Here is a 26,329-nt window from a genome sequence, read left to right on the forward strand (position 1 = left end):
ACGGTACTGCCCACACACCGACTTACTTTTCGTGCCGTAACCCCTTTGTAACGTCTGGCCGTTCCTCAAAACGCCTTCCATCGCCACCTCGTCATAACGAAAGCGGTTCCGCTGCGGCCGGACCGTCTTTCGTTCGGAGGTGTTTCACATGCGGTTCCTGCGAATCCCTCTCTCGGTGCTCGCGATCGCGCTTCTCGGCGCGACGCCCGCAGGTGCGGCCGGCATCTTGATCCCTGAAGACAAGAAGTTGCCGCCGCTCGCGATGGTGAAACACAAGGTTACTGTCGTCATCGACGAGCAGGTGGCACTGACCACGGTTGAGCAGACGTTCCGTAACCACACCGACCGCAATCTAGAAGCCACTTACCTGTTCCCGGTGCCGAAGGGCGCCAGCGTGGACCGGTTTACGATGTGGGTGAACGGTAAGGAACTCGGCGGCGAGTTACTCGACGCCAAGCACGCGCACAAGGTGTACACCGATGTGGTGCGCCGCACCCAGGACCCAGGACTGCTGGAATACCTGGGTAACAGCCTGATGAAACTGAGCGTGTTCCCGATTCCCCCGAAGGGCGACCAGAAGATCAAGCTCGCGTACAAGTTCGTTGCTCCGAAAGACGGCAGCGTCGTCGAGTACGTGTACCCGCTGAAGACGGACGGGAAGGCCACCCGCACTTTGGAAGAGTTTTCGGTGAGCCTCACCATCAAGTCGAGACACGCCGTGCAGAACGTGTACAGCCCGACACACGCCGTCAACACCGTCCGAAAGAGCGACAAAGAGGTGAGCGTCACGTTCGAGCGAAAGCAGGCGCTCCTCGACAAGGATTTTCAGCTCTTCTACGGCCACGGTGACAAGGACATCGGCCTCAGTCCCCTCGTTTACAAGCCGATTCAGACCGAGGACGGCTACTTCATGTTCCTGATCTCGCCGCAAGTAGAAGCGGAAAAGAAGCGCGTGGCCCGCGATCTCGTGCTCGTGCTCGACACCTCGAGCAGCATGTCGGACATCAAGATGCAGCAGGCGAAGAAGGCGGTGAAGTTCTGCCTGTCGCAACTCCAGCCCGAGGACCGGTTCGGCGTGGTCCGGTTCTCGACCACGGTAACCAAGTTTCGGTCCGAGCTGGTGGCGGCCAACACGGATTACCTCGATCTCGCAACCAAGTGGATAGACGGACTGAAGACCAGCGGCGGTACCGCGATCTGGCCCGCGCTCAACGACGCCCTTGCAATGCGGTCCAGCGACCCGTCCCGCCCGTTCACGATGGTGTTTTTCACGGACGGGCAACCGACCGTGGACGAAACGAACGCCGACAAGATCGTAAAAAACGTCCTCGCCAAAAACACCGGTAACACTCGCATCTTCACGTTTGGCGTGGGGGATGATGTCAACGCCGCAATGCTCGATCAACTGGCCGATTCGACCCGGGCCGTCAGCACTTACGTTCGCGAGGCCGAGGACATTGAGGTGAAGGTGTCGGGCCTGTACGCGAAGATCAGCAACCCCGTACTCACGGACGTGCAACTGGCAACTAGCGAGAACGTGCAGCTCCACGAGATCTATCCGCCCAAACTGCCGGACCTGTTCCAGGGAACGCAGCTCGTCGTGATCGGGCGTTACACGGGGGAGGGCCCGTCGGTCATTCGACTGACGGGTCTCGTCGGGAAGGAGCGACAGGAACTCGTTTACGAGTTCAATTTCCCCGGGAAAACCGAGAGCGACGTCGGAAAGGACTTCGTGGAGCCGCTGTGGGCGCGGCGCAAGGTGGGATACATCCTCGATCAGATCCGCGTGAACGGGGAAAAGAAGGAGCTGGTTGACGAAGTCGTTATGCTTGCGAAGAGGTACGGGATCGCGACACCGTACACATCGCACTTGGTGGTGCCCGACAGCGCGATGCCGGTGGTTTCCCCTGTGCCGGTGAGGGGCGGTGTCGCCAACGAGCCGGCGCCGCTTGCAGCGCCGGTCGCCGCGGCCGGCGGATTTGCTCCGGGTCTTGCTACCGGTTCGATAGGCAAGCCAGGACGTGTTGAGGATTTCGCAAAAGAGCAAGCGAAGGGCGAAAAGGGCGATGGGAAGGCGCTGGCAGCGAATCGCGGACTGGAAACCGAGCGCCAGGTGAAGGACGCGCTGAAGAGCCTGAACGCGAACGCAGATCCTGCTCAGCGGGCTCGGTTGGCAGATGAGATCAAGAAATTGGCCGTCCAGAAAAAGACCTGGGACGACTCCAGCTCAGCCCTCAGGGGGCGTGAAAGGGGGGCCTACCAGTCGGGACAACTCGGCGTCGATTTGTCGTGCGCCGCCAACAACCTCCGCAACCAGCATCGCGTGAGTTTGACCGCGAACCGACAGGTGCAGGGCCGCAACTGTCTCGAGATCGGTGGCGTGTGGATCGACGACGGATTTCAGCCAAACACGAAGGTTGTAACCGTGAAGGCCCATAGCGACGCGTATTTCCGCGTCCTGGAGAAGCAACCGCAGATGAAAGACGTGTTCCTGCTGGGGAATCACCTCGTGTGGGTGACGCCGAGCGGGACGGCACTCGTTGTCGATCTGAGCGAAGGCCAGGAAAAGATCGAAGACAACGAGATTGACGCTTTATTTGTCGGGAAGTCTTGACTGGTGCAATCGGTAAAATCGGCGCCCGCCGCTTTTTTGCCGCGGGTGCCGATTGTAGTGCATTCAAGACCGATAATAAAAGTTATGTAATGTTTTCGCCCAATAATTAACCGAGACGGGAAGTTGCATTTAGCCTCCGTTTCCCTTAGAGGAGGGAGGCTTGCTCCGACGACCCAGACCAAAGCCCAGAACGGCCTTACAAGGGGAAAGGGCGCGCTTTCTCATGGCATTTCACGTTGCAAAGTGGCAGAATCCTAAACGGTTCATCTGTACCTGGAGCCAAAGAAAATGCAAGCAGGGCACCTCTCCCGCCGCTCGTTTCTCGCTGCCGCCGCCAGCACGAGTTGTTTGATGACTTCACGGTCGCTTCAAGCGGCGCCGGACTTTGGTGGATTTACTGTCGGCGTGCAGAGCTATACCTTTCGTAACTTCGACCTGGAAGGCATGCTAAAACGCACGAAACAGCTCGGCCTCAAACACGCAGAGTTTTTCTCGAAGCACATCCCAACCGACTCCACGCCCGAGAAACTGACCGCAATTCTCAAACTCTGCAAAGAGTACGAAGTCACCCCGATTGGTTTCGGCGTATCAGGGTTCAGCAAGAACCACGACGCCAACAGGAAGCTGTTCGAGTTCGGAAAGGCCATTGGTGCAAATTACCTCAGCGCCGATCCTTCAATGGACAGCTTCGACAGCCTCGACAAGCTCTGTGAGGAGTACAAAATCGCGATCGCGATTCATCCGCATGGTCCGGTGGGGAAGGGACGCCACCAGTGGTGTTCGGCGGAAGTGATCCTGAGAGCTGTTAAGGACCACCACAAGCTTATCGGAACCTGCCTCGATACCGGGCACCTGTTGCGGATGGAGCAGCTCGGCGAGAAACTGGACCCGGCGGAACAGATCAAGCTGATGGGGGAACGCAACTTCGCCTTGCACCTCAAGGACTACGACAACAAAAAACGGGAAGACGTGCCCTTCGGTGATCCCGCGGGGCAGTTGGACGTTCAGGCAGTTCTAAAGGCTCTCAAGTCCGCAAAGTTCACTGGACATATTGCGATCGAGTACGAGGCCAACCCAGACGACCCGGCTCCGGATGTCAAGAAGTGCATCGCGCACCTGAAAAACGCTGCCGAGAAGCTGGGTTGACTGCCCACTGCGCGTGTCACCCGCTGCGCCGTACAATTAAGGGTAAGCGTTGCGCCCCGCCAGACCTATTGGCGAGTGCGCGTGCTTACCTCTTCCACTCTCCTTGGGCACGCGCGTATGACGGCCGAGGATATCGCGAGCTTACGCCAGAGACGCTACAACGCGACTGTCGTTTCGCTCCGGCTGGTCAACCCGGATCTGATGATTCTTCGCGTGAAACCGGACGCCCCGCGGCCCGAACACCGGCCCGGGCAGTACTGCACTCTGGGGCTCGGATATTGGGAACGGCGCACCGAAGGGTGCCAAGCGGAATCACTCAGCGAAGGAGATTTCACGAAAGTTGTGCGTCGAGCGTATTCCCTGAGTTGCGGCATTCTGGACGACGACGGCGACCTCCTGCGACTCGAGGACAGCGACTGGCTCGAGTTCTACATCGTACTTGTTCGAGAAAACCCGGACGGGCGGGTTCCGGCGTTAACGCCGCGGCTGTTCGCGCTCAGCGAAGGGGACCGCATTTACCTCGGTGATCGAGTGACCGGCCATTACACACTCGACCCAGTGAGGCCCTGCGACACCGTGCTGTTTCTCGGTACAGGGACCGGTGAAGCGCCACATAACTACATGACGTGGGAACTACTTAGCCGAAGACACACTGGAAAGATTGTTAACGTCTGTTGTGTACGATACGCACGGGATTTGGGCTACCACAATACCCACCAATTGCTGGCCCAGAAGTTTCCGAACTATTCGTACATACCTTTGACGACGCGCGAACTGGGTAACACGCGAAAGTTGTACATTCAGGATCTGGTTCAGAGCGGAGAACTCGAACGTCACCTCGGAACCGAACTCGATCCGGCAACAACTCACGTCTTCTTGTGCGGTAACCCGAGGATGATCGGGGTTCCCGTGCATGACCGGGACAGCGGTGAGGTGAGGTATCCGTCACCGGTCGGGACCGTCGAAATTCTGGAAGCGCGGGGTTTCACGGCCGATGTCGCGGCCCGGAAACTCAAAGGCAACGTCCACTTTGAAGAATACTGGTGAGGATACGGGATGGCGGAAATCAACACGACGCTTGCCGGCTACCGGTTGCGGACACTGCTACAAACCGGACAAACGTCGCAGGTGTTTGAAGTAGTCGAGCTGCAGAGCAACCGACACTTCGCGATGAAGATCCTGCTGCCGGAAGCCGCAGACAATCCCGAGCAGCGCCGCATCCTCTTCAACGAGGCCGAGGTCGGGACTCAACTCACGCACCCGAACGTCATCCGCATTACCAAAGTGAACCGGTCGAAGGAAAGCCCTCACTTTATTATGGAGTTTTTTCCGTCGGGAAGCTTGCGGATCAAACTTCAGGCCAAAGATTTCAGTTTCGTCAAGGAGCACGCCCGCAAGATCTTCAAGGGCGCTGCAACCGGACTCGCCTACATGAACGCGTCCGGATTCGTTCACCGGGACGTCAAGCCCGACAACATGCTCGTGAACGCTTTGGGCGACACAAAGATCATTGACTTTGCTATTACCAAGAAAATTCCCACTGGCTTTGCGAAGTGGTTTTACCGCCCCGGCAAACCTCAGGGAACGCCAAGTTTCATGAGCCCTGAACAGATCAAGGACGAGAAATTAGACGGCCGGGCCGACATCTACAGCTACGGTTGTACGCTCTACGAGTTGACAACTGGTCGGCCGCCGTTTCGTGGCACGTCGATGAACGACCTTCTCGGCCGCCACTTCACAGAAAAGCCCGCGCCTCCGTCGATGTACAACCCGGATCTGACCGACGAGTTTTCCGCGTTCGTGTTGAAAATGCTTGCGAAGAAACGGACGGACCGGCCGGAACACTTCCACGAAGTGCTGATGGAACTTCGGAAGGTTAAGCAGATATACAAGTCCGTGGTGGAAAAAGATACCGAGGACATGTAGCCGCTGAGTACTCGCTGATCAAGGATTTCCAGAAGAGACCCATATGATCGCTGACCCGTTACCGTTCGAACAAGATATCCACGAACTGGAACTCGAGCTGATGCGCCTGGAGTCGGCACCAGATGCCGACTCCGGAGAAACGCTACGGAAACTGAGGCGAGACCTCGCAGCCTTAAAAAAGACACGCTACTCGAACTTGTCGGCGTGGGAAACGGTGCTCGTGTCACGGCACCGAAACCGACCACAGTTCCTCGACTACGTTGACATGATCTTCGACGAGTTCGCCGAGTTGCACGGCGACCGCGCGATCGGGGACGACCGTGCGATTCGGGCCGGCTTCGCGCGTGTGGACGGCCATAAGGTCATGCTCATCGGTCATCAGAAAGGCAAAACCTTGGCCGAGCGCCAGCAGTGTTACTACGGCTGCGCGCACCCGGAGGGCTATCGCAAGGCGCTAGCAAAGATGCACCTCGCGTCAAAGTATCGTCTGCCAATCGTCTGCCTGATCGACACTCCGGGAGCGTTCCCTGGGATTGGTGCGGAAGAGCGCGGGCAGTCGCAGTTGATCGCAACAAGTATTATCGAGATGACCAAATTGGCAACGCCGATCGTTTGTGTTGTGATCGGTGAGGGGGGCTCAGGCGGGGCACTTGGGATCGGCGTTGGAGATTCGATCGGGATGCTCCAGCACGCCTACTATTCAGTCATCAGCCCAGAGGGATGCGCCGGGATTTTGTGGAAGGTGGCGACCGACGAAACCAAACCGAAAGCAGCAGAAGCTCTGCGCCTAACGGCGAAAGACTTGAGCCGCGTGGGTGTTATCGACACAGTGGTCGAGGAGCCGCTAGGCGGCGCACACCGTGACCCACGTGGCATGGGCGGCATCCTCAAATCACACCTGTCACGGGAACTGCGGCGGCTTTCGACGTTATCGGATAGCGCGCTTCTGGAAGAACGCTATGGCAAATTTCGGCGAATGGGCTTCTTCTCGTAGCATTTAAAGCTCGTTTCCAGTTTCGGAGTCTCGACGCGTGCTGGAAACGAGCGACATCGACATTACATAATATCAATTATCAGACGTGATGACTCGGCAACCAGCTGTGTGGTAGTGAGTCCGATAATGATTCTTATGTATTCTTAACTTTGAATAGCATACTCGCCGAATCTCTCGAGCTCGCTACAACCGCGAGAATGGAAAGCAATTCAACGATGCTCCCGGCCGAGTTGCGCTGCGCAATGGTCGGGTTCGGAATGATCTTCGACGAAACGTACCGCCCCGTTTTCGAGAGACGTTGTCACGATCCGCTCTACGCGGTTGAAAGCGGTCCGGTTTACCTTCGCCTCAGTGCAGTTGCCTCTCGCACAGGCGAGCGTGTGTCACGATTCGTTGCATCAACTCCGATTGCGCCTTTTCAGGGGATTCAGAGTTTCACGGGTGCCGCGGCGATCGCGGATTTACTCGCCACAGATTGCCACACAGTGTGCGTTGCCACTCCGGACGACAGGCACTTCGAGGCGGCACGTGCCGCACTGATCGCAAAAAAGCACGTATTGATCGAGAAGCCGTCCGTTCTGTCCCTTCGTGAGCTCGACGAATTAACGCAATTGGCAGCCAAAAATGGTGTCTTGGCCAAAGTCGTGTACCACAAACTCGCCGACCCGGACCACAAGAAACTCAGGACCCTGTACCAGGACGGCGTTCTGCGGCACGTTAACAACGGCTACTGCACCCTCCTCGAGCCCAAGTCCATCAGCGGCGGCCAGTTCGCAGAGTGGATCGCCGGCCGAAACCCCGCAACTTACGTCGCGGTCCACTACCTGAAACTCATTGACTTCACCTTCGGTCCCGAGTGGTCGCTCTGCCGCGTGTCGGCTACCGGTCAGCGAGGACTCGTTGGGGCAGCAACCGGCACCACCTGGGACTCTGTGCAACTTCAAATCGTGTACCGGCATCCAGACCAGCGCGAAGCGGCCTTCGACATCCACACGAGTTGGGTCGCGCCAGATAATTTTCCGGGTTACGTTGATCAGGAGGTGCAATTCCGGTTCGACAACGGCGTTTGGAATGCCCATCAGCGGAAGCGCGGTGTTGAACTCACCGTCGAAAATCGCACCCCTGGCGAACTCAAGTACACTCCGAACTATCACTATAACGGAACGTTCCTTGAACCGTGGGGCGAACGGTCGCAGCGCGGTTACGGGATCGAGGTCATCGAGCGGTTTTTCCAAGAAGTGGCGTTCGTCGAGTTCGGCGGCTCTCCAAACGAACGGGCGCATCGTTTAAGCGCGATGCGCGCCCTCGATTACAACGACCTTTCTGCCGACCGAAACTGCGTCGCGATCGTCCAAGCCCTTGAAGCTGTTCTCGGGCGCGCGGCCAGCGGCACTCCGGGTTGCGTGGTCAAGGTGAATGAACCCCTCGGCGGGTTGGTGCTGTACGAACCGGGAAACGCCACGCCGCTCGTCATTTACCACAACCGAGTCTAACCGTGGATGAGAAGCAACGCACCGGAATCAGTAAGTTTTTATCGAAAGTGCTCCGACACGAACCCGAATCGGCCGGACTCACCCTGGAACGCGGGGGGTGGGTGCCGATTGTCGACCTACTCTCTGGACTCGCGCGATCAGGCACGCGCATTTCGCGCGAGGATCTCGATGTCGTCGTTTCGGAATGCGAGAAGCAGCGCTTCGCGATCGACGATACCGGCACCAAGATCCGGGCAAACCAGGGGCACTCAGCCGAGGTCGAGCTTCAATTTGAACCCGTCGAACCGCCGACGGAGTTGTACGACGGCACCACCGAAACGAACATCTCATCAGTTCTTCGTGATGGGTTGTTGAAAATGGCGCGGCACCACGTTCACCTCTCGGCAGATGGCACCACCGCGCGAAAGGTGGGCGGACGCCACGGCAAGCCAGTGGTTATCACTGTTCACGCGGCACAGATGAGTGCCGACGGCTACATCTTTTACCGCTCCGCAAACGGGGTGTGGCTTGTGGATCACGTCCCGCCTCAGTACCTTCGGCTGTAGTCACACCGGAGAGACACGATGGTCCCACCCATTCAACACCCGCGCGAGCCGGATTCCAACGCGGGACGAACTGAACTGGCGCGCGTTGAGCCGCACTCGCTCCGAACGTTCACGCCAACACAGGCGGTGCTGAGCGCCAGTGCCGGCATCTACCACTGGACGCCGGAAGGGCGGCGCCTGTACGACTTCACCTCCGGCGTGCTCGTTTCGAACTTGGGGCACAACCCCAGCGCCTGGACGCGGGCGTACTTCCGCTACATGGGCTGGCCCGCTCTCAACGGTTCAACTACCCCCCTGCCCCACCCGGCCCCGGCTGGCTACTTCCCCGCGGTCCCAATGACCGCTTACAACGCTGTCACCCCAGTAGAGGTGCAAGCGAGCGCGCGGCTGATCGAGCTCATGCGTTCCGCCCCCGGCGGAAATCGAATGGAACAGGTGCTGTGGGCGGCGTCTGGGTCGGAAGCGATTCAGAAGGCGCTCTGGGCCGCACTCGCACGCGACCGAAGCCGCCCAATGATCATTGCCACCCGGCACGGCTTCCACGGCAAGAAGGGACTTTCCAACGCCGTTACCGGGAGTGAGACCGACGCCGAGCGCGACCCGAGGGTCAAGTTCATCTCGTTCCCGATGGCCGAGTGCCGCGACATCAGCCTCCGCGGCCAACCCTTCGACTTTACGCCGTATCAGAAGGAACTGGACGCTCTTCGCCATCAGTACGGTATGAAGCTGGGCACACTCATCACCGAACCCTACCTCGGGGGCGGCGGTTCGTATCACCCGCCGAAGGAGTACCTCCAGGGGTTGGAGCGGTTCTGCCGGGAACATGACATAGTTTTTATTATCGACGAAGTGCAGGCAAACTTCGGTCGCACCGGGGCGATGTTCGCGTTCGAGACTTACGGGCTTGAGCCCGACATTGTGGTGTTAGGGAAAGGGCTCGGGAACGGTATTCCGGTTGCGGCAGCGGTCGGCAAAACCGATATTTTTGATTCTCTCGGCTACGGGGAAGCCTCGGACACTTGGAGCGCGAACCCGCTCTGTTGCGCCGCCGTACAGGCTACGTTGGACGCTTTTGAGCGCGCGGACGTTCTCGGGCAAATGAAGCCGAGTTCCGCGATCATCGAGCGCGGCCTCGTCGCATTGAAAGAACTGCCCTTCGTTGCCAACGTTCGCGGCGAAGACGGCGGTATGGTTTGGGGCGTCGAGATGCGCGATTTTGCCGAGCGCACGGCCGCCGAATGGGCGAATGCTCTCGTTCTGGCCTGCTACCAGGGTGACGGCTCCGAGTCCGACGGCATACACCTGCTCGGCCCCCTCGCAAAGAAGGTGGTTCGCGTGTCACCTCCGCTGGTGATTACCCCCGACGAGGCCCACACCGCCGTCACACTCATGCTCCGCTCCGCGCGGCGCATGACCGCATAGCTCCCTGGGAGTCTGACATGCCCGAAGCGTGCATTGCCGACGCCCTCGGCTGGGTGGCCCACGCGGCCGGAACGCACTTGTTCGTCGTCAAAGGCATTCTCGCCCTTTTGGTGGTCTGCTCACTGTGCGGTTCCGTCGGTGCAATGGTGGTCGGCAACCGGATGGCGTTTTTCAGCGACGCGATGGCTCACTGCGCGTTCGCGGGCGTCGCTCTGGGGTTCTTGAGCGTCCTGGTCCTCGGCACCGACAACAAGGCCACGGCCGCGTGGCTTGTTCCGTTGGTAATGGTTGCGTTCGGTGTTTTGGTCGGGGTCGGGATGATACTCGTGCGCGAGCGCACGGGGCTCGCGCACGATACGGTCATCGGCGTGTTCTTCGCGCTCGCGCTGGGGTTCGGCGCCATGCTGACCAAAATGGTTCAGAACGTCAGCAGCGTGAACCTCGAAACCTTCCTGTTCGGAAGCCTCGTACTCGTCGACGAGCTGGATCTGGTTTACCTCTGCGTGGTTCTGGCGCTCATGTGCGCCCTCTTCCTCTGGCGGTACAACCAGCTCATGTTCGCGAGCTTCAACCCGAGCCTCGCCCGAACCCGGCGCATGAGCGTTACTCTCAACAACTACCTCTTCATCATTTTGCTCGCGCTGGTCGTGAACCTGTCGATTAAAGCCGTCGGGGCGCTCCTGATCAACGCCCTCCTGATCGTCCCCGCCGCCGCCGCCGCGAACGTGTCCCGCACCCTGCGCCAGATGTTTTGGCTCACGATCGCCTTCTGTCTGGGGGCGGGCGGCCTCGGGTACTGGCTCAGTTCGCAGTTCACGATTTCCGTCGGCAATCAGAGAGTGGATTTCAGCCCGAGCGGCACAATCGTGGTCGTAAGCGTCGCCGGCTTCTTCCTGTCGATGGCGGCGGTCGCCGCGTGGAACCGGTTCGCGCCGATCTTCGGGGGGCGGCAGTTCCAGCAGTTCCACCGGCACGGACCGGACGACCCTTGCGGCGACGATCACCCGTTCGGACAATGCCCCTAAATACCCGCCAACGGCCCGTGAACACCCGCGCACGGGTCGGCGTACTACCCGTATCGGGTTCACCTTCCACGCGACGAGTAACCGCCTGTGTCAGGTATCCTCGACTTCCTGTTCCGGTTCAGTTCCGTGCTATGGGAGGCGATGCCGTTCGTCGTCTTGGGCGCGGTCGTTGCGGGCATCCTGGAAGAGTTCCTCCCGCAAGAGGCACTCACGAAGTTTTTACCCAAGGCCGTGCTCCCGTCGGTGATGATCGGCGCTGTGCTCGGGCTGCTGTTCCCGATGTGTGAGTGCGGTATCGTCGTCGTCATGCGGCGGTTGCTGCGAAAAGGGCTCCCGCTGTCGTGCTGCATCGCCTACATGCTCGCCGGGCCAGTCATTAACGGGGTCGTGATCTTCAGCACCTGGGTGGCTTTCAAGGACCACAAGATCGGTCCCGAGATGGTCGGACTGCGGGTCGGACTGGCGTTCATTGTGGCGTGCGTCACGGGCCTGATCGTCCAGCTACAATTCCGGAAGTACGGCAACGCGCTGCTGACGACGAGCGCGATCCCCCCGGTCAAGCCCACGGAGGCCGAAGCCCAGGCCGCACCGAAGCCGCGTGAGCCGCTCATGCGCCGGCTCGGGAACATCTCGGCCACAGCACTGCACGACTTCGTCGATATCATGGTGTTCCTGATCCTCGGGTGCGTGCTTGCGGCGATCGCCCGTATCTACATTACAGACACCCAGATCCAGAGCATCTCAACGGACCAGCCGTTTTTGGCGATCCCCGCGATGATGTTCCTGGCCGTGCTCATGTGCCTGTGCAGCGAGGCGGACGCGTTCGTCGCGGCGAGTTTCACCAAACTGCACGTCTCGGGAAAGCTCGCGTTCCTGGTGCTCGGGCCGATGCTCGACCTGAAACTGGTGCTCATGTTCACCCGCGTGTTCCGCACGCGGCTGATCGTGACAATCACCATCAGCGTTATCGTGCTGACACTCATCCTGTGTGTCGGTGTTCACCTCGTGTACGATGCGAACAACTGGACCGGGCTCCCGCCCGGCGCCGCCGGTTAGCAGCCGGTTTAGGAGGAATAGCATGCCCCACAGCCACGCCGGGTGTCAGTCGCCGCGCGACTACTTCACCGAGCAGTTGCTCACGATCTTCGTGTGCGGGGGACTCGGATTCGTCGCGATTCAGCTCTACCGCAGCGACATGCTGCGACACATCCTCGCGCCGCAGTTCCACCTCCCGGTACTCATTGGCGGGATCGTGGTGTTCGTGCTGGTGCTTCTTCGTGCCATCACCGTGTGGCGCGAGGCCGGCGAATTGGTCCCGGTCGACTCGAACGACCCGACGTGTCGTGAGAACCATGTTCACACCGCGTCGTGCAACCATCTCCCGGGCCTGCCCGGCGCGCCCAACACCGATGAGAACCTCGTGGACGACCACGGGCACAGTCACGACATGTCCTGGGTGTTCGCCCGGATGCTGATCCTCGTGTTCCCGATCACCCTGTACTTCCTGGGGATTCCGAACACGGGGCTCAGCGCCGACGCTCAGCGGGCCGCACTCGGGAACGAGGTCGAACTGCAAAGCAGCGCCGATCTCGCGCAGCTCGCGCCGACGGCCACGGTTAAGAGCGTCGAAGAAAAACCGGACGGGACACTCGTGCGCGTATTGCAGACGGACAAGGGGTTCCAGATCCGCGAAGTGACGGAAAAGAACAAGCCGCCGGTCTATTCGGTCGTTGCTCAGGCCGGGATCGAGATGCGGTTCAACGACTTGACCGAGGCGGCGTTCAGCGAGGACAAGCGCCGCTCCTACGCCGGCAGCACCGCGATTCTCGAAGGGCGCTTCAACCCCCTCAGCGACAAGCAGTTTACGCTGTTTCGACAGAAGATGACGTGCTGCGGTCAGGACTCGGTGATGCTGAAGGTGCGGATCATCTCGCCGCAAGTCGTGAGCCGTAACTACTTCGACTGGGTTCGCGTCAAGGGAGTGATCGACTTCGTTAAAGCGCCTGGCGCCGAAGAACGTTACGTTCCGGTACTTCGACTGCAAGACGTAACGGATGTCACGCTCATCCCGAAGGACCAGATCAAGAACGAGTATGAGTTCTGACCTCACCAATTCACAGTGATCAGAAGGGCTGCGATGACCACCTCCGTCACAGCCCCTTCTGGTTACAGACAAAGTAGCGCGGCGTGTTCACTTCCCGACGCTTCGGAGGTACGCGAACAGATCGGCCATGTCCTGAGGCATTAACTCCTTCTCCAGTCCCGTCGGCATGAGTGAGAGACCGGTCGAACGCAACGTCGCGATGTTGGAGCGGAGGATCACATCTTCCTTTCCGTCGGCTCGTCGTATCGTGATGCTCGTCGGCGACTCCGACGCGACCACACCATTCAGCACACGGTCATCGGCGGTCACGACGTTGTAGGACACATAACGCGGGTCCACCTCGCGGTTCGGGTCCAGAACGGCGGCGAGCAGGTCTTCGCCCGACTTGTTCGGCAGAGCGGCGAGCAAGTTGGCCCCGACGTCGAAGCCGACGCCATCGAGCTTGTGGCACGCGGCGCACGACTTCTTGAACACCCCCCTGCCCTTCAGCGCGTCGCCCTTCAGTTCGAGCGCGGTCGCGTACTCCTTAATCACCTTGGCCCGATCGGCACTTGCGGCGAGTTTGAAAACTGTTAACGCCCGCGCGCGGACGCCGGCATTGGGGTGCGCCTTCAGTTGCTGAACTTGCTCCAGTGCGAACTCGGAATGGGTAACGGTCTTAGCCTCAACAGCGTCCAGTAGTTTTGCAATCCGATCCGGACGGCCGAGCAGCGCATCAAGCGCCTCGCGGCGCAGGGCCGGGCCGTAGCTCGCCCAGTTCTTGAGCAACAAATCAGCGACTTTAGGATCGGTGTGGGCCGCCAGCGCGCGAACCGCCGCCGCTTGCACGTCGCCCGGCGTTGCAGGCGCCAGCGCGGCGATCAGAGCATCTCCGGCCGCATCGAACGGCCCATACGCGAGCAGCGCGGCACCGGCGATTCGGTTGGCCGATGTGGCGTTCTCGTCGCGCAACGCACTCGCAGCGGCCTCGAACCGCTTGCGGAGCTTCTTGAGGGCGTCTGCGGCTCCCGCAGGCGGCTTCTGCCACCACGTGGGGAGCGGCGCGGCGGAGGCCCGCATCCCCTGCCCCAGCCCGTCGAGGACCGCAACCTCGCACCCGCGCGCGAGCGGTCGTTCGGCAACCAATTCGAGCACCAACCCGACCTCCTGCGCATCACCCCGAGCGCCGATCATTGCGGCGACTCGGGTCGTCAGCGCGAGGTCGGGCTGGCGGTCGGGCCGCGTCAGCACCTGCAGAAGGTGGAAGCCGTACTCACGAGCCGAACTCAGCACGGCCGTTACCGTCCACGGATCACGAGCATCTTTGCTGAGAATCTCCTCGAGCACTCGCACCGCGTCCGTTGTGGGCAACGCGCCTGCCGTCAGAGCGAGTTGGAACCGAACCCGCGGAGACGGATCGGTACGCAAGGGGGTCACGCGAAGGCAAAGGGTCGGCGAAGTCCGGAGGAATTGCTCCGCGAGACGGAGCGCCTGCTCACGAACGCCGGGCTCCGGATCGGCGAGCGGATCGTACAGGTCGGTAGCTTCCAGCGCCCCCAGCCCGTCGAGAACCCAGAGCAGGTTCGCACGACCGGGAGTACCGACCGCCTTCGGCAGCAGTTCGCGGACGCGCGCGACGGCCTGCTTGTCCTGCCGTTCCACCAGAAGCCGTTGCGCGGTGAGCCGGTGCCACGGGTTGGTGGCGGTCAGTTCCTCGGCCAGTTGCTTGGGGGCCATCGCACCGAGATCGGGTAACTTCGCAGCCGTAAAGTCCTTCGGTGCGATGCGCCAGATCCGGCCCCGGCCGCGACTTTCCAGGTTCAATTGTTTCTTGATGTCGTCCGGCAGCGAGAGCGGCGTTTCGATGGCCTCGCGGTAGAAGTCGAGTACGTACATCGCGCCGTCCGGCCCGACGCTCAACTGCACCGGGCGGAACCAGTTGTCCGTGGACGCCAAGAACTCGCGATCCTCGTAGGCGCGCACGGCCTTGAACGCCGCGCCGTTCTCCCTCAGCAACTCACGGTGAACAAGGTTGTTCGCCGGGTCACAGACGAAGTTGTTGCCGCGATACTCGTTCGGCAGCAGGTCGGCGGTGTAAATGAGGGGACTACAGCCGGAGGTGATATAGCCCCCGGGGACCAGTTCCGTCGAAGGGAAGCGTTTCGCGTCCGCGCCTCCCGCGCGTCGGGTGGTACGTTCGACCCGCCACGGTTCGAACGGGCTGATGCGGAACACCTTCGCGGCGGCCCCGTGCTCGGGGATGTCGAGCGTCACCGCGGAGACCGCCAGGGCCGGGTTGCGCTTCAGGTAATGATCGGGGAGCACGATTTGTCGCAAGTGCTGGCTGTTGGTCGCGGTGAACCAGCGCTGGTAGTCGTCCGCGCTCAGCCCGTACTGACCGCCGGAACTGGTCGGTTCGAGGCTCGCCGGCAAGTCGGGCTTGAACCGCAGGCCGCGGTTGCGGAGATTGACCGCCGGGGCGTCCGGCATCTGCCCGGACTTCACGATGCCGCCGTCGCTGCCACAAATACCGTACACCCAGTTGTCGAGCCCCCACTGAAGGCTGTTCAACATCTGCTGAATGTTCGCAAGGTAAAAGCCGGTGTAGAGCACGGTCGTTTTGTCGGCCTTGCCGTCACCGTCGGTGTCTTCGAGGTACAACAGGTCCGGAGCGACGGCCACGAGTAGGCCGCGCTTGTAGGGCTGCACGCCCATAGGGAACCGCAAGTCCTCCGCGAACGTCGTGACCGTCTCGAAAATCCCGTCCCCGTCCTTATCGACAAGGCATTTGATTTTGCCCCGTGTTTCGCTCCCCGTTCCAACGCCGCCGTTCGGATAACCGCGCATCTCGCAAACGAAGAGCCGTCCCTTCTCGTCGAACGCCATCGCGACCGGGTCCACGATCGCGGGCTCCGCTGCAACTAATTCGGCCTTGATCCCATCGGGCAGTTTGAAAGTCGCGAGTTCTTCCTTGGGGTCGAGAGGGCCGGGCGGCTTCGGAAGTTCCCCGACCGCGGCCGCCAGACTCTTGACCTTGCCGACAATGGCGTCTTCAATGGCCGGGCTCCACTTTCCGGGCATCCCGTAGTAAATCTGTGACGAATCCGCCTCGTATCCACCTTCCTTGAGCACACGAGCGCTGGGGATGTACGACATCACGTCGTTCGCGTAGCCCATGACCCACAGCGCGCGGCTCGTGGGGACATCCTTTTTGAGTCGCAGTAAGTAGTCCACCACGACCTCGCCACCGAGCGCCACCCAGAGCACCTGATCGCCGAGCGCCCACGCCTGCACCGGGTAGTGCGGGTAGATGTCGGCGATCTTCCCGTTCGCTTCGAGCTCTTTGATTAACCGCTCGGCGCGTTTCTGAACGGCGAGCGTTTTGCTCAGAACGTCCGCTCCCAACTGGGCTTTTGTGGGTACGGAGTCGAACTTGAGCGTGATCTGCTCGTATTTCGCAGAAAACTTCCCTTGGATGGGCTTCGCACCCTTAACGGCCGCGGTGACCGCGTCGGCAAGCTCTTTGCCGTACTGCTCGCATTGCTCGATCTTCCCGCGCGGGAGCGGGTTGGCGTCGGCACCGCACCCGGCCCAGAACATCCCGTTGGCACCGGGGAACGCCTTCTCGACCGCAAGTTGTGCGAACCCGGCGTAGTCGCCGCACCACTTGTTGAAGCTCAGTGTGGTGTTGTGACAGGCGTACCCGAACACCACCGCTAGCGGCGCACCGTCCGTCCCCTCGGCGACCAGCACCGGAACCGTGTGGTCGACCGGCCCGGCAGGGTTGCGCCCGTTGACGACGCCCTTCTCCGTCGGCTCACGTCGGTTCGCCGCGAAAGTCGCCTTGCCCGCGCCGTACTTGAGCACCGCGGGCCGGCGCTTCTCGATCGCCGAACCGATGAGATCGACTAATCGGAGTTTCAGCTCATCGGTGTATGCCTCGATCTTTCTGCTCTCTTCTTTCGTGAGCGGGTACATGTCGATTAGGTTCTCACGAACCACAGGCCCACAGTGGGTGTGCGACGCGCTGAGGACGAGTTCCTCGCGCCTGACCCCGAACCGTTTCTCGGCCTCTGCGGCTACTGCGGCCCCCAACAAGCGCGGGATGCCGATCAGATCCGTGGTAACGAGCACGAGCCGCTTACCGCTAGCATCTTCAAGGCACAGTGCTTTCGCGTGGAGGGCGTGTACTTGGCCCTCAGCCGGCTTGGTACGGGCAGCGTAGCCGGCCATCCAAATCGGCTCGCGCGGCGTAATGTCTGTTGCCGCCACGCCGGCCTTAAATTGCGACTTGTCGTCCGCCGCCAGCGGTACCGCGAGGGTGAACGTGAGTATGAGTGTCAGCAGCGCCTTCATTCCTTCCCCTTTCCTTCGGGCTTCAACAGCTTCCGGATGGCAGCCAGGAGCAGTTCTTCAGAACCTGGGCCGGACAGAGCGACGGTCGGCTCGTATCCGCCTTCGAGGTAAGCTTTTGCAGTGGGGATGTAACCCGGCCCGTCGTCCCCGTAGGCCGCGACATTCACCACCGCGTCGGGGCGGAGTTTCTGCGCGGCGAGTTGATACTCGACGAATGCCTCGCCGGGCAGAAATAGCGTCTGGATCGCCCCGCCAAAACTCAGGCAACTGACTTCAACAGGCACATCCTGGCGTGCGAGCCATGCGAGTTGAAATGCTGCGTTGTTACGCTTGGCGGCCGTCGCCTTTGGGTCGTTCAGCACCTTGGTGCTCTCCGCTTCACCGAACGCAGCCTCTTTGCGCGGCGGCAGTATCACGGACTCGAACCGCCAGCGCCAATCCGTTACGGGCGTGGTACGGGTCGCCTTCCAGGCCGACGCCATTGCGGTGTGTACGCGGTCACGAAGAACGACCCGGTTTTCTTTGGAGCCGTCGTTGTACTTCCCGGCCGTCACGTTTCCGCCGCACCCGTTAAAGTACATCTGGAACACCTTAGTTTCGTCCTGAAGCTTCTGCCGCGCGAGGCCACAAAAGTCCGCACTCACCCGCCCATCGCCGTAGTAACTCATGGGGTGACAGGCGTAAAAATGCAGTCCCGCGAGTGGCTTCTCCCCGTCCCAAAAGCTGAGCGTTCGCAGTTTCGGATCGATCATCCCCTCCGCCGCCTCGCGCGCCTCCTTACTCTTCGTCGCGCTGGTACGGGTAAACCTGACTTTGCCGTCGTCGCCCAGAACGCGGCGATTCGACGCGACCTCTTTTACCTCCGCGAGGCCGGTCCCGACGTGTGTAAACCGGACGGCCTTCATGAGCGACGTGCTCAGCGCTTCTGCTGACGCAGTCACGCACCGGTCGAAGAACTTCAGGTCAAGTGATGTGGGGGCCTTCGCCGCAGCGATCAGCTTTTCTGCCCCGGTGTCGGCGAACGGAGCGTTATGCGGGTGAACGCAGTGGAGCGAAACGTACTCCGGCGTGGTGTGCGCGGCGTCGGCGAGCGCCTTGCGCCACGTTCGGAAGGCTTCGTTGCGAAGGCCGGTCCAATCGACCGCGCACAGAACCACCGGTTTACCCGCGCCGAGCAACACAATGCCGAGCGTTTTCAGAGGGTCGTCGACGCCACGGACCGGTTCGATCCAACCGCCGCACAGCGGGTGGCCTTCCGAAGGGGTGACATCGCAGGAGAACGTCGCAAGGTGGAGTGCCGGCATGGAGCACCGGGTGGCGGGGCGGGTGAAAACGGACCCGCATTATGCCATCAGTCGAGCGGCTTGTCTGCCACCATCTTGGCGCTCTCAGTTGCAGGCGTTCGGCGTGGCAAGTACTGCCACACCAGTGCGAGCAGGATCAGACCGCCGCCGCAGAACATCCACACGTTCGGGGTGTCTTTTTCGGGCGTGATCAGGTACGCCCACACGGGGTTCAGTAACGGTTCGAGAAGTGTGATGATCGCCGCTTCTTGCGGAGGAACCGCACGCAAACTGCGTGTGAACAGCCAGTACGGAATCGCCATCTGGACCGCGCCGAACACAACAAGCACCCCCACCTGACGAGCCGTCGGAGCCGTCACCCACGTTCCGAAGGCCGCCGGCCCGTCGCTCAGGAGTACGAACGCTCCCAAGGTGGCTGCGGTGCCAAGCAAATTGAGTGCGACCAGCCAGGCGGACGAGTACGCACGCAGCGTGCGCAGGAACAGTACCACAACCGCGTAAGTGATCCCGCTGCCAACCCCCATCATCAAAATGACCGCTTGCGTTTGCTGTTCCGCTGGAGGAAGGTCTCGGGGCCAGTTCCCGGCCACAATTACCACCGCACCAGCGGCCCCGAACAGCACCGTTTCCCAGCCACGCCGGCTGGCGGATTCGTGCAGGAAAAGGACCGCAAACACGTACACCCACAATGGGGCGGTGTTTTGCAGGAGAATCGCGTTCGCGGCCGGCCCCAGATCTAATGCCGAAAGGTACAGACCACTCATGACCGTGAACACAACCATCATCACGGCCATGCGCGGCCGGAAGGTCATTTCAGAACGGGCGACCAGCGCCAACACAAGCAGGCCCCCGAACAGCCCGCGGTAGAACGCGACCTGGAGCGGCGTGAGAAGTGGTGCGTCCAGTCCCAGTCCGAGCGGCTCGCGCAACAGGCGCATGAACACGCTCCCAGTGCTCCAAAGCACGGCAGCGATAATCAGCAACCCGCGTGCGTGAGAGTGAGATTCGGCTGTCATTCCGGGCGCGTCCAAAACGGCCGCAACAGAGTGACGCGGTCGAGAAAGAGATTATTGGCCAGACACGTCGGAACGGCCATGCACGGGCACAGAATCGGTCTGCACAACGCGGTACGGAGGTGGCGTGCCAACCGTCATCCCCAACCCGAGCCGCGCGTGGCCGGTTAGCATCGTGAGCACCACCGCCCCGCCTCCGATCACCCACGGCCAAAGACTCAGTTGCGGCCGCGGAACAGCGGTTAGGGGCGGATCAGGAGCATCGCCCTCGTCAGCACCCGAGGGTCGGCGGGACATCGGCGGGTGATCTGCCCGCGTTTGCATCTCTAACGGCGGAGCGTCACCGACCGGTTGGAGATCCCCGTGCGTAAACGATGGCAGCGTCGTGGCCAAACCTGTCGCATCGAGCGCGCGAACGAGTTCGTCGGCGCGCTGCACCCGCGCCCGCGGATCACACGCCAGCATCGAGTCGACCAGATTCGCAACGGCGGCCGGCACCCCCGGCACCAGAGCTCGGACCGGACGAAACGAGCCGTGCGCTTTCTCGCGGATGACCTCGTCGTGGGTCGCGCCAGAAAACGGCACTTCACCTGTCAGCAGGTGGTAGAGCGTGGCGCCGAGCGCAAAAATGTCGCTCCGCCCGTCCACCAGGTTCGCGTTCACCGCCTGCTCGTAGGGCATGTAATACGTAGTACCGACGCCCTGATTGACAGCCGTGAGTTGCGAATCGTCGTTGAGCCGCTTTGCCAGCCCCAAGTCAGCGAGTTTCGCCCCGCCGCTCGGATGGAGCAAGATGTTGTCCGGCTTTACGTCCCGGTGGATGTACTGGCGCTCGTGCAGGAAGGCCAGCGCCTGCGCGATGTCGATGCCGATGCGCACAACCATACCTACCGGGAGCCGGCCGAGGCGGACCAAAGCGCCGTGTGCGGTGGGACCGTCGATGTATTCCAGAACCAGATAGTGCTTGCTGACCTCGGGGTCGAACCCCGAAGCGTACCCTTGCACGACGGCGGGGTGTTCGAGAACGCGACTCAACCGAGCCTCACGGTAAAACCGGCCGACGAACTCGGGTTGCCCCGCCAGGTGATCGGCCAAGAGTTTGACCGCCACCGGTCTGTCGGTGACGACGTCGTAACTGTGGTACACGGCGCTCATGCCACCCTGACCGATCTGGCGGAGCAACCGGTATCCGGCTACGGCCCGCAGTGCCGCCGGCACGTTCGCGTCGCCCTCCGTCATCGGCGCACCTCCTGGTACCCGAAGCGACCGTACCTTGAGACCGGACGGCGCCTGGTAGAATTTGTTGCGCACGACCGAACCCGCTGCGAACCACTCATCCCATGAAGCAGCCGAGCGGTCAATGTCCGCAGTCACTTACACGTCTTCGATGTCTTTCGCTTTCACCGCTAACGGATTTGGAACCGTCGGCGTTGGTTCGCGAGTCGTCCGCAAGTTATTTGCCCCGAACCGGCCCTAATCGTCGCGCTTTCTCGACTTTACTTCCGTGAGAACCGAATTGTGGCCCTGCAACCTGTACGACCACAAGGCGGCAAGGGTTCCCCTAGCTCAGCCAGGGCAACACCGCATCAGAGCGGCGTTCGGTTTGGCAGCACAACAAATTTCTGCAGTCGGATCGAGCGAGTGATATTTGGTTGCGACGGGCGGTGTTCCCGTGTCACTCGTTATAGTCGAATTCGGCACTTGAGTGGGATGAGTTCCCCGTGAATGCGCAATGCGACGGTGCCTATGGGGCAGAATATATACAAGCAACGGCGCCGTTACACCTCGGGTGCGAGATGCGCGTTCCGGAGCGCCCGGAGCCGGGCCAACAAGGGGCGCGGGCGCCCGGTCGCATCGAGCAGACCGCCGTGCGGGACGAGGTGCGGTTCCGCGTCGATCCAATGATCCCACGTGACGCTTCGGACCTGCGGCCAACAGAGCGACAGGGCCGCGAACGACGCGCCCCACTCCGCCTGACCTTCCGGGGTTGGTACGGTCGAGGCCCACGCAGTCTGATGCTGGTCCGCCGCCCGCCGATCCGTTCCCTCGCACGCCGGGGCACTGAGGACCACCTCCAGAGGTAGCCCGAGCATCCCGAACACGTCGAGCAAGCGCGCGGTGTCCAGCAGGTCGCGGGGCTGACCACCACGTGGCCGCACTCCGGGGCGAATCTCGAGTTCCACCCCGGACAGTCGCACACCAGCGCGGAGCAGGTCGTCGGGGAACGCGAGCGGCGAAATGGTTTGCGCCCCCCCCGCCCGATACTCGCCCCAAGGCTGGGCTACGCTGAGAACGAGTTCCAGCCCGGAGTCGACTTGAGCCGCGGCCTCAAACAGTCGGTACGCGAGCCGCAACCGGTCGTCGTCACTGAGCCCGAGCCCTTCACCCTGGTTAAAACCGGCACAGACGACCCAACGGCGAACATCACCTTTGTACCGGTTGAGCGCGGTTTCCAAAAAGTCACACATACACGCCGCGAGCGTGGGCAGGTCCGCGGCCCACCCTGCGGCCCAGGGCGGCATCATGCCCGGCGCGAGATCGATGACCGGACCGAGGGTGACCGGTAGGCCCATGGCCTGCGCGCTGGCGATGGCGGAATCGGTTTCGGTCCAGTCGTACTGCGCCTCAGCGGCCTCAATGTCACGCCAGCGGAGCCCGACCGCAGCGGCGTTGAACGCGCGACCGTACTCGGCCGCCGCCGCCCGTTGCGGGGCGCACAGGTGCCGGGCGGCGAGGCGCGTGTCCAGACGCCCTTCGGCCTTCTCGCGCGTCGCGAGCATCTGGCGGGTGTAGTCCCGCGTCAGCCGATCCGCCAGCGAATGCGCGTGCTCCAACACGTGCGTGGAAAGTGAGTCGGACTCTTCGGGTGTCGGCGCGAGCAGGGCGCGGCCGAACTGCCGGCCGACCTCAACGACCCCACGATCGAATTCGGGAGTTGTATGGAGCCCGATGTCGTGCCACTCGGCGGCCTGCGTCCGCACCTGGTTCACTTTGCCGCGGGCCAGTTCGACGAGCAGCCGGTACGGCTCGGCCCGCTCCCGCAGGGTGCTGCTGATGATCGCCAGGGAGCCGAACGGGGCCACCGGCCAGGGCACGATGAGATATCCGCTTTCGTCCTCGTCCCGCGAGAGCGTGAGGACCCCGTCGGCGATCGAAACGACTGTGGGGCCGGGTGTCCGGTCGTGAAAGCCGGCACCGGCGACGCACGCCTCCCCGAGACCCGCCGCGGCGGCAGCCGATAGCGAACCCGGCAGCAAAAAGGACATGGAACCCATGCGCGTACCGACCCGTCCCCAGATGCCGCGGCAAGCGCCCGCCTCGGGCCGGACGCGCGAACGCGGTACCGCGGCTCAACGGGCGCACTTCATTTATAGCCGCAAGGGCGGGCGAAAGGGAACTGCGTTCACGTGGGAGCAGCCGGAATATTCGTGTGCCCGCCCTCCCGATGTGAACTCACTCGTTCACCGGCGCCACGAGGCTTGTGATCGTGATACCGTACTTTTCGGCCAGCGCGACGGTCGCCGCCTGATCAATGACAATGGTCCGGCCGGCTTCAATGGCGAGTGCCGTCGCACCGGCCCGGTGCATCGTTTCGATGGTCTGGGTGCCGACGGTAGGCACGTCGAACCGCTTGTCCTGCTCGGGTTTGGCGAGCTTGATGACCACAAACCCGCCGCGCGAACACAGTTCGCCGGCGCGGCGAATGGCCATGTCCGTGCCCTCGATCGCTTCGACAGCCAGTACGGCACGTTCCCGGATCATCACGCTCTGTCCGACATCGAGCCGGCCCATCTCGCGTGCGAGCTCCCAGCCGAACGCGATGTCGCGCTGCTCGCTCTTGGTCGGATGCCGCTTGGTGAGAACGCCTTCGGGCACGAGCAACTCCGGGCACAGGTCCAAAGCCGAGACGCACTCCAACCCTTCGGCCCGGAACTCGTCGATCAACCCGAGCAGGAGCGAGTCGTCGTTGTTCGCTTTGCGCCGGCGCAGGAACCAGAACCGGAGCATCTTCCAGTCCGGGATATAGTGGAGCCAGCGCCACGGCCGAAAGAGGATTTTCTTCTCGAACTTGCCGGCCATGGTCCAGCGCCGCGCGCCGCCGCGCCGGAAAGCGCGACACACGCTGCCGATGGACATGCGGTGGAGCCACACGAATTCGGTACACAAGTCCCGTAGAACGGGATCGGCAAGCCCGACCGCGCCGACACACACCACCGGGATGTTGCATTCGCGAGCTTTTTCCGCGAACACCACCGGGAACCTTCCGGCACACGCGAGCAAACCGACCGGCTCACGAGGGTCGAAAGGAGCAGCCAATCCGGCACCGAACGGAACGATCCCAGAGGTCATCTCAACCGGCCCCCTCTGCGGCGTCGAGACGCTTCTTGAGCTGCCTCAGCTCCTCACGCAGTTCGGGCAACCGCCGCAGGCTCGCGAACACCCGCGCCATTTCTTTCACGGGCATCGCTGGCGTGCCGAGGTAGTGCAGGTCGCCCGGCAGATCCGCCGGTACACCCGCCTGCGCGCCCACCATGGCCCGATCGCCGATGGTCACGTGGTCCGCAATACCGGCCTGCCCCGCAAGGACCACATAATCGCCGGTGACGCACGACCCGGCGACCCCAGACTGGCTGCAATACAGGTTGTGCTTTCCGATCTGGCAGTTGTGGCCGACCATCACGAGGTTGTCGATCTTGGTGCCGGCCCCGATCCGCGTCGGCGCGAATGTACCACGGTCGACAGTCGAGTTCGCCCCGATCTCCACGTCGTCTTCGAGTTCGACCCAGCCGAGTTGTGGGACCTTGTGGTGCTTCCCGTTCGCGGTGCGATACCCGAACCCATCCGCCCCGATCACCGCACCGGCGTGCAGAATGACCCGGTCGCCCAGCACACAGTCGTCGTAGAGCACAACGTGCGGATAGATGATGGCGTCGCGCCCGATCTTGCAAAACCGACCGATTATGGCGCCAGCGTGGACCGTGCAGTTCTCGCCCAGTTCGGTCCCTTCTCCGATCACGGCCAGCGGCCCGACCGAGACGCCGGGCGCGAGTTTCGCCGTCGGGTGAACGTGCGCCCCAGGCGAGATGTCGCGGGGCGTTTCATCGGGTCGCGCCCGGAGGTGACGGACGATGTCTGCGAACGCCATCAGCGGGTCGGCGACCCGGATCACCGGGCGCCCGTTAACCGGCACGGACGCGGGCACGACGGCGGCGGACGCCCGACTGTTGTGCCAGGCGTGCAGGTTCCTCTCGCTCTCGACGAACGTAATATCCCCGGGCTCGGCCTCGGACAATGTCCGGGCGTTCGTAATGGCCAGTTCGGGGTCGCCGAGAACTTCTCCTCGGACCCACTCGGCGAGCTGTCTGACGGTGACGTTCACGGTGGGAATCCCTTCTTCCGGCTAGGCGAGGGGTGCAGCCGCCCGGAGTTCGCGGAAGTTAGCGAACCGGGACGGTCGGGACAAGCCCAACCGTCTGCGCGTCTCGGAACTGAGCTTGCCACTCACTATCGACGCCCTGACCCGCCATGCGACAGACGGAAGCGATTTCCGGGGGGGGAAATCGGCGCGGGGCGCGCCCGGGTGTACCGGTTATGCGGGACGGATATCTGAGAGTTGTGCAAAGTCGGAGGCCGAAACTGCACCAGTCTCCACAACGACAACGCCCTCTCCCGCGGCAGCGCAAGCCCAGACGAACCGGCCCCACGAAGCAACGAGGGCGTCGTCCGCGTTCCCCCAAACGACGCAGGTCAGCGAATCGCCCATACGGCGGAGGGTAACCATTGCCCCACCGGCGGCGACGCGCAGCTCCTTCCAGTCGGGTTCGGGGGTTTCATCGGGAAACGCTGGCAGGCCGTCGATCATGCGGATCGTTCCCGGCTCACCGACTCGATGGAGTTGAGATTTTACAGCGTCCCACACCGGAACTTGACCGGCGTGGAACCGAACGGTGCGATCCATACCCATCGTGCAACCTGCTTATTTGTCCTTACCCGTCTGGATGTCTTCGAGCCGCTTCTTTTGCTCGGGGGTCAAAAGGGCCTTAAGATCTTTGTCGCGCGCCGCCTTAATTTCCTTAATCTTCGATTCCAGCTTATCGATCTCGCTGTTGTATTTACCTTGAACCTTGTAAACATCTTGCACTTGAGAATCACTCAGTCCCAGCCGCTTCCAATTTGCCGGCAGGACGCCTTTTGCCTTCGCGGCCGGCTCGTCCGCTTTGTCGAGCTTCTTCGGGGCCTCGGTCTTCTTCTCGTCCTTCTTGGCGTCTTGTCCAATGAGTCCATTACCGGACAGAACAACGAGCACAGTGAATAGGGCGAACAAACGGGCGCGAAGCATGTGTACCTCGGGCGGGAACACGGAACAGGTGATACAGCCGACGCAGCATCAATATGAAGAAGTCGAAC

General features: G+C 61.8%; 20 protein-coding genes. 11 read left to right on the forward strand and 9 right to left on the reverse strand.

Annotated features, from left to right (window positions below; translation table 11 throughout):
- The first annotated feature begins 148 nt into the window (after positions 1-148).
- From GobsT_RS18745 to GobsT_RS18795, 11 genes are all read left to right on the forward strand, one after another.
- Positions 149-2,614, forward strand: coding sequence for a VIT and vWA domain-containing protein (locus tag GobsT_RS18745; RefSeq protein ID WP_010033733.1), 2,466 nt, complete (start codon positions 149-151; stop codon positions 2,612-2,614).
- Between the two features lie 288 nt (positions 2,615-2,902).
- A complete protein-coding gene (locus GobsT_RS18750) occupies positions 2,903-3,760 on the forward strand; it encodes a sugar phosphate isomerase/epimerase family protein (protein WP_033197726.1) in 858 nt (285 codons plus the stop codon).
- A gap of 117 nt (positions 3,761-3,877) precedes the next feature.
- Positions 3,878-4,807, forward strand: a complete 930-nt coding sequence (locus tag GobsT_RS18755; protein WP_010033735.1) for a ferredoxin--NADP reductase — start codon at positions 3,878-3,880, stop codon at positions 4,805-4,807.
- A gap of 9 nt (positions 4,808-4,816) precedes the next feature.
- The gene (locus GobsT_RS18760; RefSeq protein WP_010033736.1) at positions 4,817-5,686 is read left to right on the forward strand and encodes a serine/threonine protein kinase; all 870 of its coding nucleotides are present in this window, start codon (positions 4,817-4,819) and stop codon (positions 5,684-5,686) included.
- A gap of 43 nt (positions 5,687-5,729) precedes the next feature.
- A complete protein-coding gene (locus GobsT_RS18765; protein WP_010033737.1) occupies positions 5,730-6,680 on the forward strand; it encodes an acetyl-CoA carboxylase carboxyltransferase subunit alpha in 951 nt (316 codons plus the stop codon).
- Between the two features lie 242 nt (positions 6,681-6,922).
- On the forward strand, positions 6,923-8,173 hold the full coding sequence (locus tag GobsT_RS18770) for a Gfo/Idh/MocA family protein (protein ID WP_050790200.1): 1,251 nt from the start codon (positions 6,923-6,925) through the stop codon (positions 8,171-8,173).
- Positions 8,174-8,175: 2 nt separating this feature from the next.
- Positions 8,176-8,718: an RNA 2'-phosphotransferase gene (locus tag GobsT_RS18775; RefSeq protein ID WP_010033741.1), complete on the forward strand. Its 543-nt coding sequence runs from the start codon at positions 8,176-8,178 to the stop codon at positions 8,716-8,718.
- 336 nt (positions 8,719-9,054) lie between these two features.
- Positions 9,055-10,140 carry an aminotransferase class III-fold pyridoxal phosphate-dependent enzyme gene (locus GobsT_RS18780; RefSeq protein WP_232068384.1) on the forward strand — a complete coding sequence of 362 codons (1,086 nt, stop codon included), beginning with the start codon at positions 9,055-9,057 and terminating at the stop codon, positions 10,138-10,140.
- A 17-nt stretch (positions 10,141-10,157) separates the two neighbouring features.
- Positions 10,158-11,165 (forward strand): metal ABC transporter permease, encoded by a 1,008-nt coding sequence (locus tag GobsT_RS18785; RefSeq protein ID WP_010033743.1) that lies wholly within the window; start codon positions 10,158-10,160, stop codon positions 11,163-11,165.
- 87 nt (positions 11,166-11,252) lie between these two features.
- Positions 11,253-12,221 (forward strand): permease, encoded by a 969-nt coding sequence (locus tag GobsT_RS18790; RefSeq protein WP_010033744.1) that lies wholly within the window; start codon positions 11,253-11,255, stop codon positions 12,219-12,221.
- Positions 12,222-12,243: 22 nt separating this feature from the next.
- Positions 12,244-13,269: a hypothetical protein gene (locus tag GobsT_RS18795; RefSeq protein WP_010033746.1), complete on the forward strand. Its 1,026-nt coding sequence runs from the start codon at positions 12,244-12,246 to the stop codon at positions 13,267-13,269.
- A gap of 87 nt (positions 13,270-13,356) precedes the next feature.
- Here the strand turns inward: GobsT_RS18795 and GobsT_RS18800 are convergent, their stop codons facing one another.
- The 9 genes from GobsT_RS18800 to GobsT_RS18835 all read right to left on the reverse strand — a co-directional run bounded on the left by GobsT_RS18800 (position 13,357) and on the right by GobsT_RS18835 (position 26,261).
- On the reverse strand, positions 13,357-17,604 hold the full coding sequence (locus tag GobsT_RS18800; RefSeq protein ID WP_010033747.1) for a neutral/alkaline non-lysosomal ceramidase N-terminal domain-containing protein: 4,248 nt from the start codon (positions 17,602-17,604) through the stop codon (positions 13,357-13,359).
- Complete coding sequence (locus GobsT_RS18805; RefSeq protein ID WP_010033749.1) at positions 17,601-18,908, reverse strand: hypothetical protein; 1,308 nt, start codon at positions 18,906-18,908, stop codon at positions 17,601-17,603. Before GobsT_RS18805 ends, GobsT_RS18800 begins: the two co-directional genes overlap by 4 nt.
- 47 nt (positions 18,909-18,955) lie before the next feature.
- The gene (locus GobsT_RS18810; protein WP_081471416.1) at positions 18,956-19,924 is read right to left on the reverse strand and encodes a DMT family transporter; all 969 of its coding nucleotides are present in this window, start codon (positions 19,922-19,924) and stop codon (positions 18,956-18,958) included.
- Between the two features lie 51 nt (positions 19,925-19,975).
- Entirely contained in the window at positions 19,976-21,160 is a 1,185-nt protein-coding gene (locus GobsT_RS18815) for a serine/threonine-protein kinase (protein ID WP_010033754.1), read from the reverse strand.
- A 539-nt stretch (positions 21,161-21,699) separates the two neighbouring features.
- Entirely contained in the window at positions 21,700-23,187 is a 1,488-nt protein-coding gene (locus GobsT_RS18820) for a glycoside hydrolase family protein (RefSeq protein ID WP_010033755.1), read from the reverse strand.
- A 187-nt stretch (positions 23,188-23,374) separates the two neighbouring features.
- Positions 23,375-24,271: an LpxI family protein gene (locus GobsT_RS38845; RefSeq protein ID WP_174263816.1), complete on the reverse strand. Its 897-nt coding sequence runs from the start codon at positions 24,269-24,271 to the stop codon at positions 23,375-23,377.
- A 1-nt stretch (position 24,272) separates the two neighbouring features.
- Positions 24,273-25,301 (reverse strand): UDP-3-O-(3-hydroxymyristoyl)glucosamine N-acyltransferase, encoded by a 1,029-nt coding sequence (gene lpxD, locus GobsT_RS38850; RefSeq protein WP_010033758.1) that lies wholly within the window; start codon positions 25,299-25,301, stop codon positions 24,273-24,275.
- Between the two features lie 210 nt (positions 25,302-25,511).
- Positions 25,512-25,784 carry a hypothetical protein gene (locus GobsT_RS18830; RefSeq protein WP_010033760.1) on the reverse strand — a complete coding sequence of 91 codons (273 nt, stop codon included), beginning with the start codon at positions 25,782-25,784 and terminating at the stop codon, positions 25,512-25,514.
- 114 nt (positions 25,785-25,898) lie between these two features.
- Complete coding sequence (locus GobsT_RS18835) at positions 25,899-26,261, reverse strand: hypothetical protein (RefSeq protein ID WP_010033768.1); 363 nt, start codon at positions 26,259-26,261, stop codon at positions 25,899-25,901.
- Between the last annotated feature and the right edge of the window lie 68 nt (positions 26,262-26,329).

Source organism: Gemmata obscuriglobus (genome assembly GCF_008065095.1).
GTDB lineage: Bacteria > Planctomycetota > Planctomycetia > Gemmatales > Gemmataceae > Gemmata > Gemmata obscuriglobus.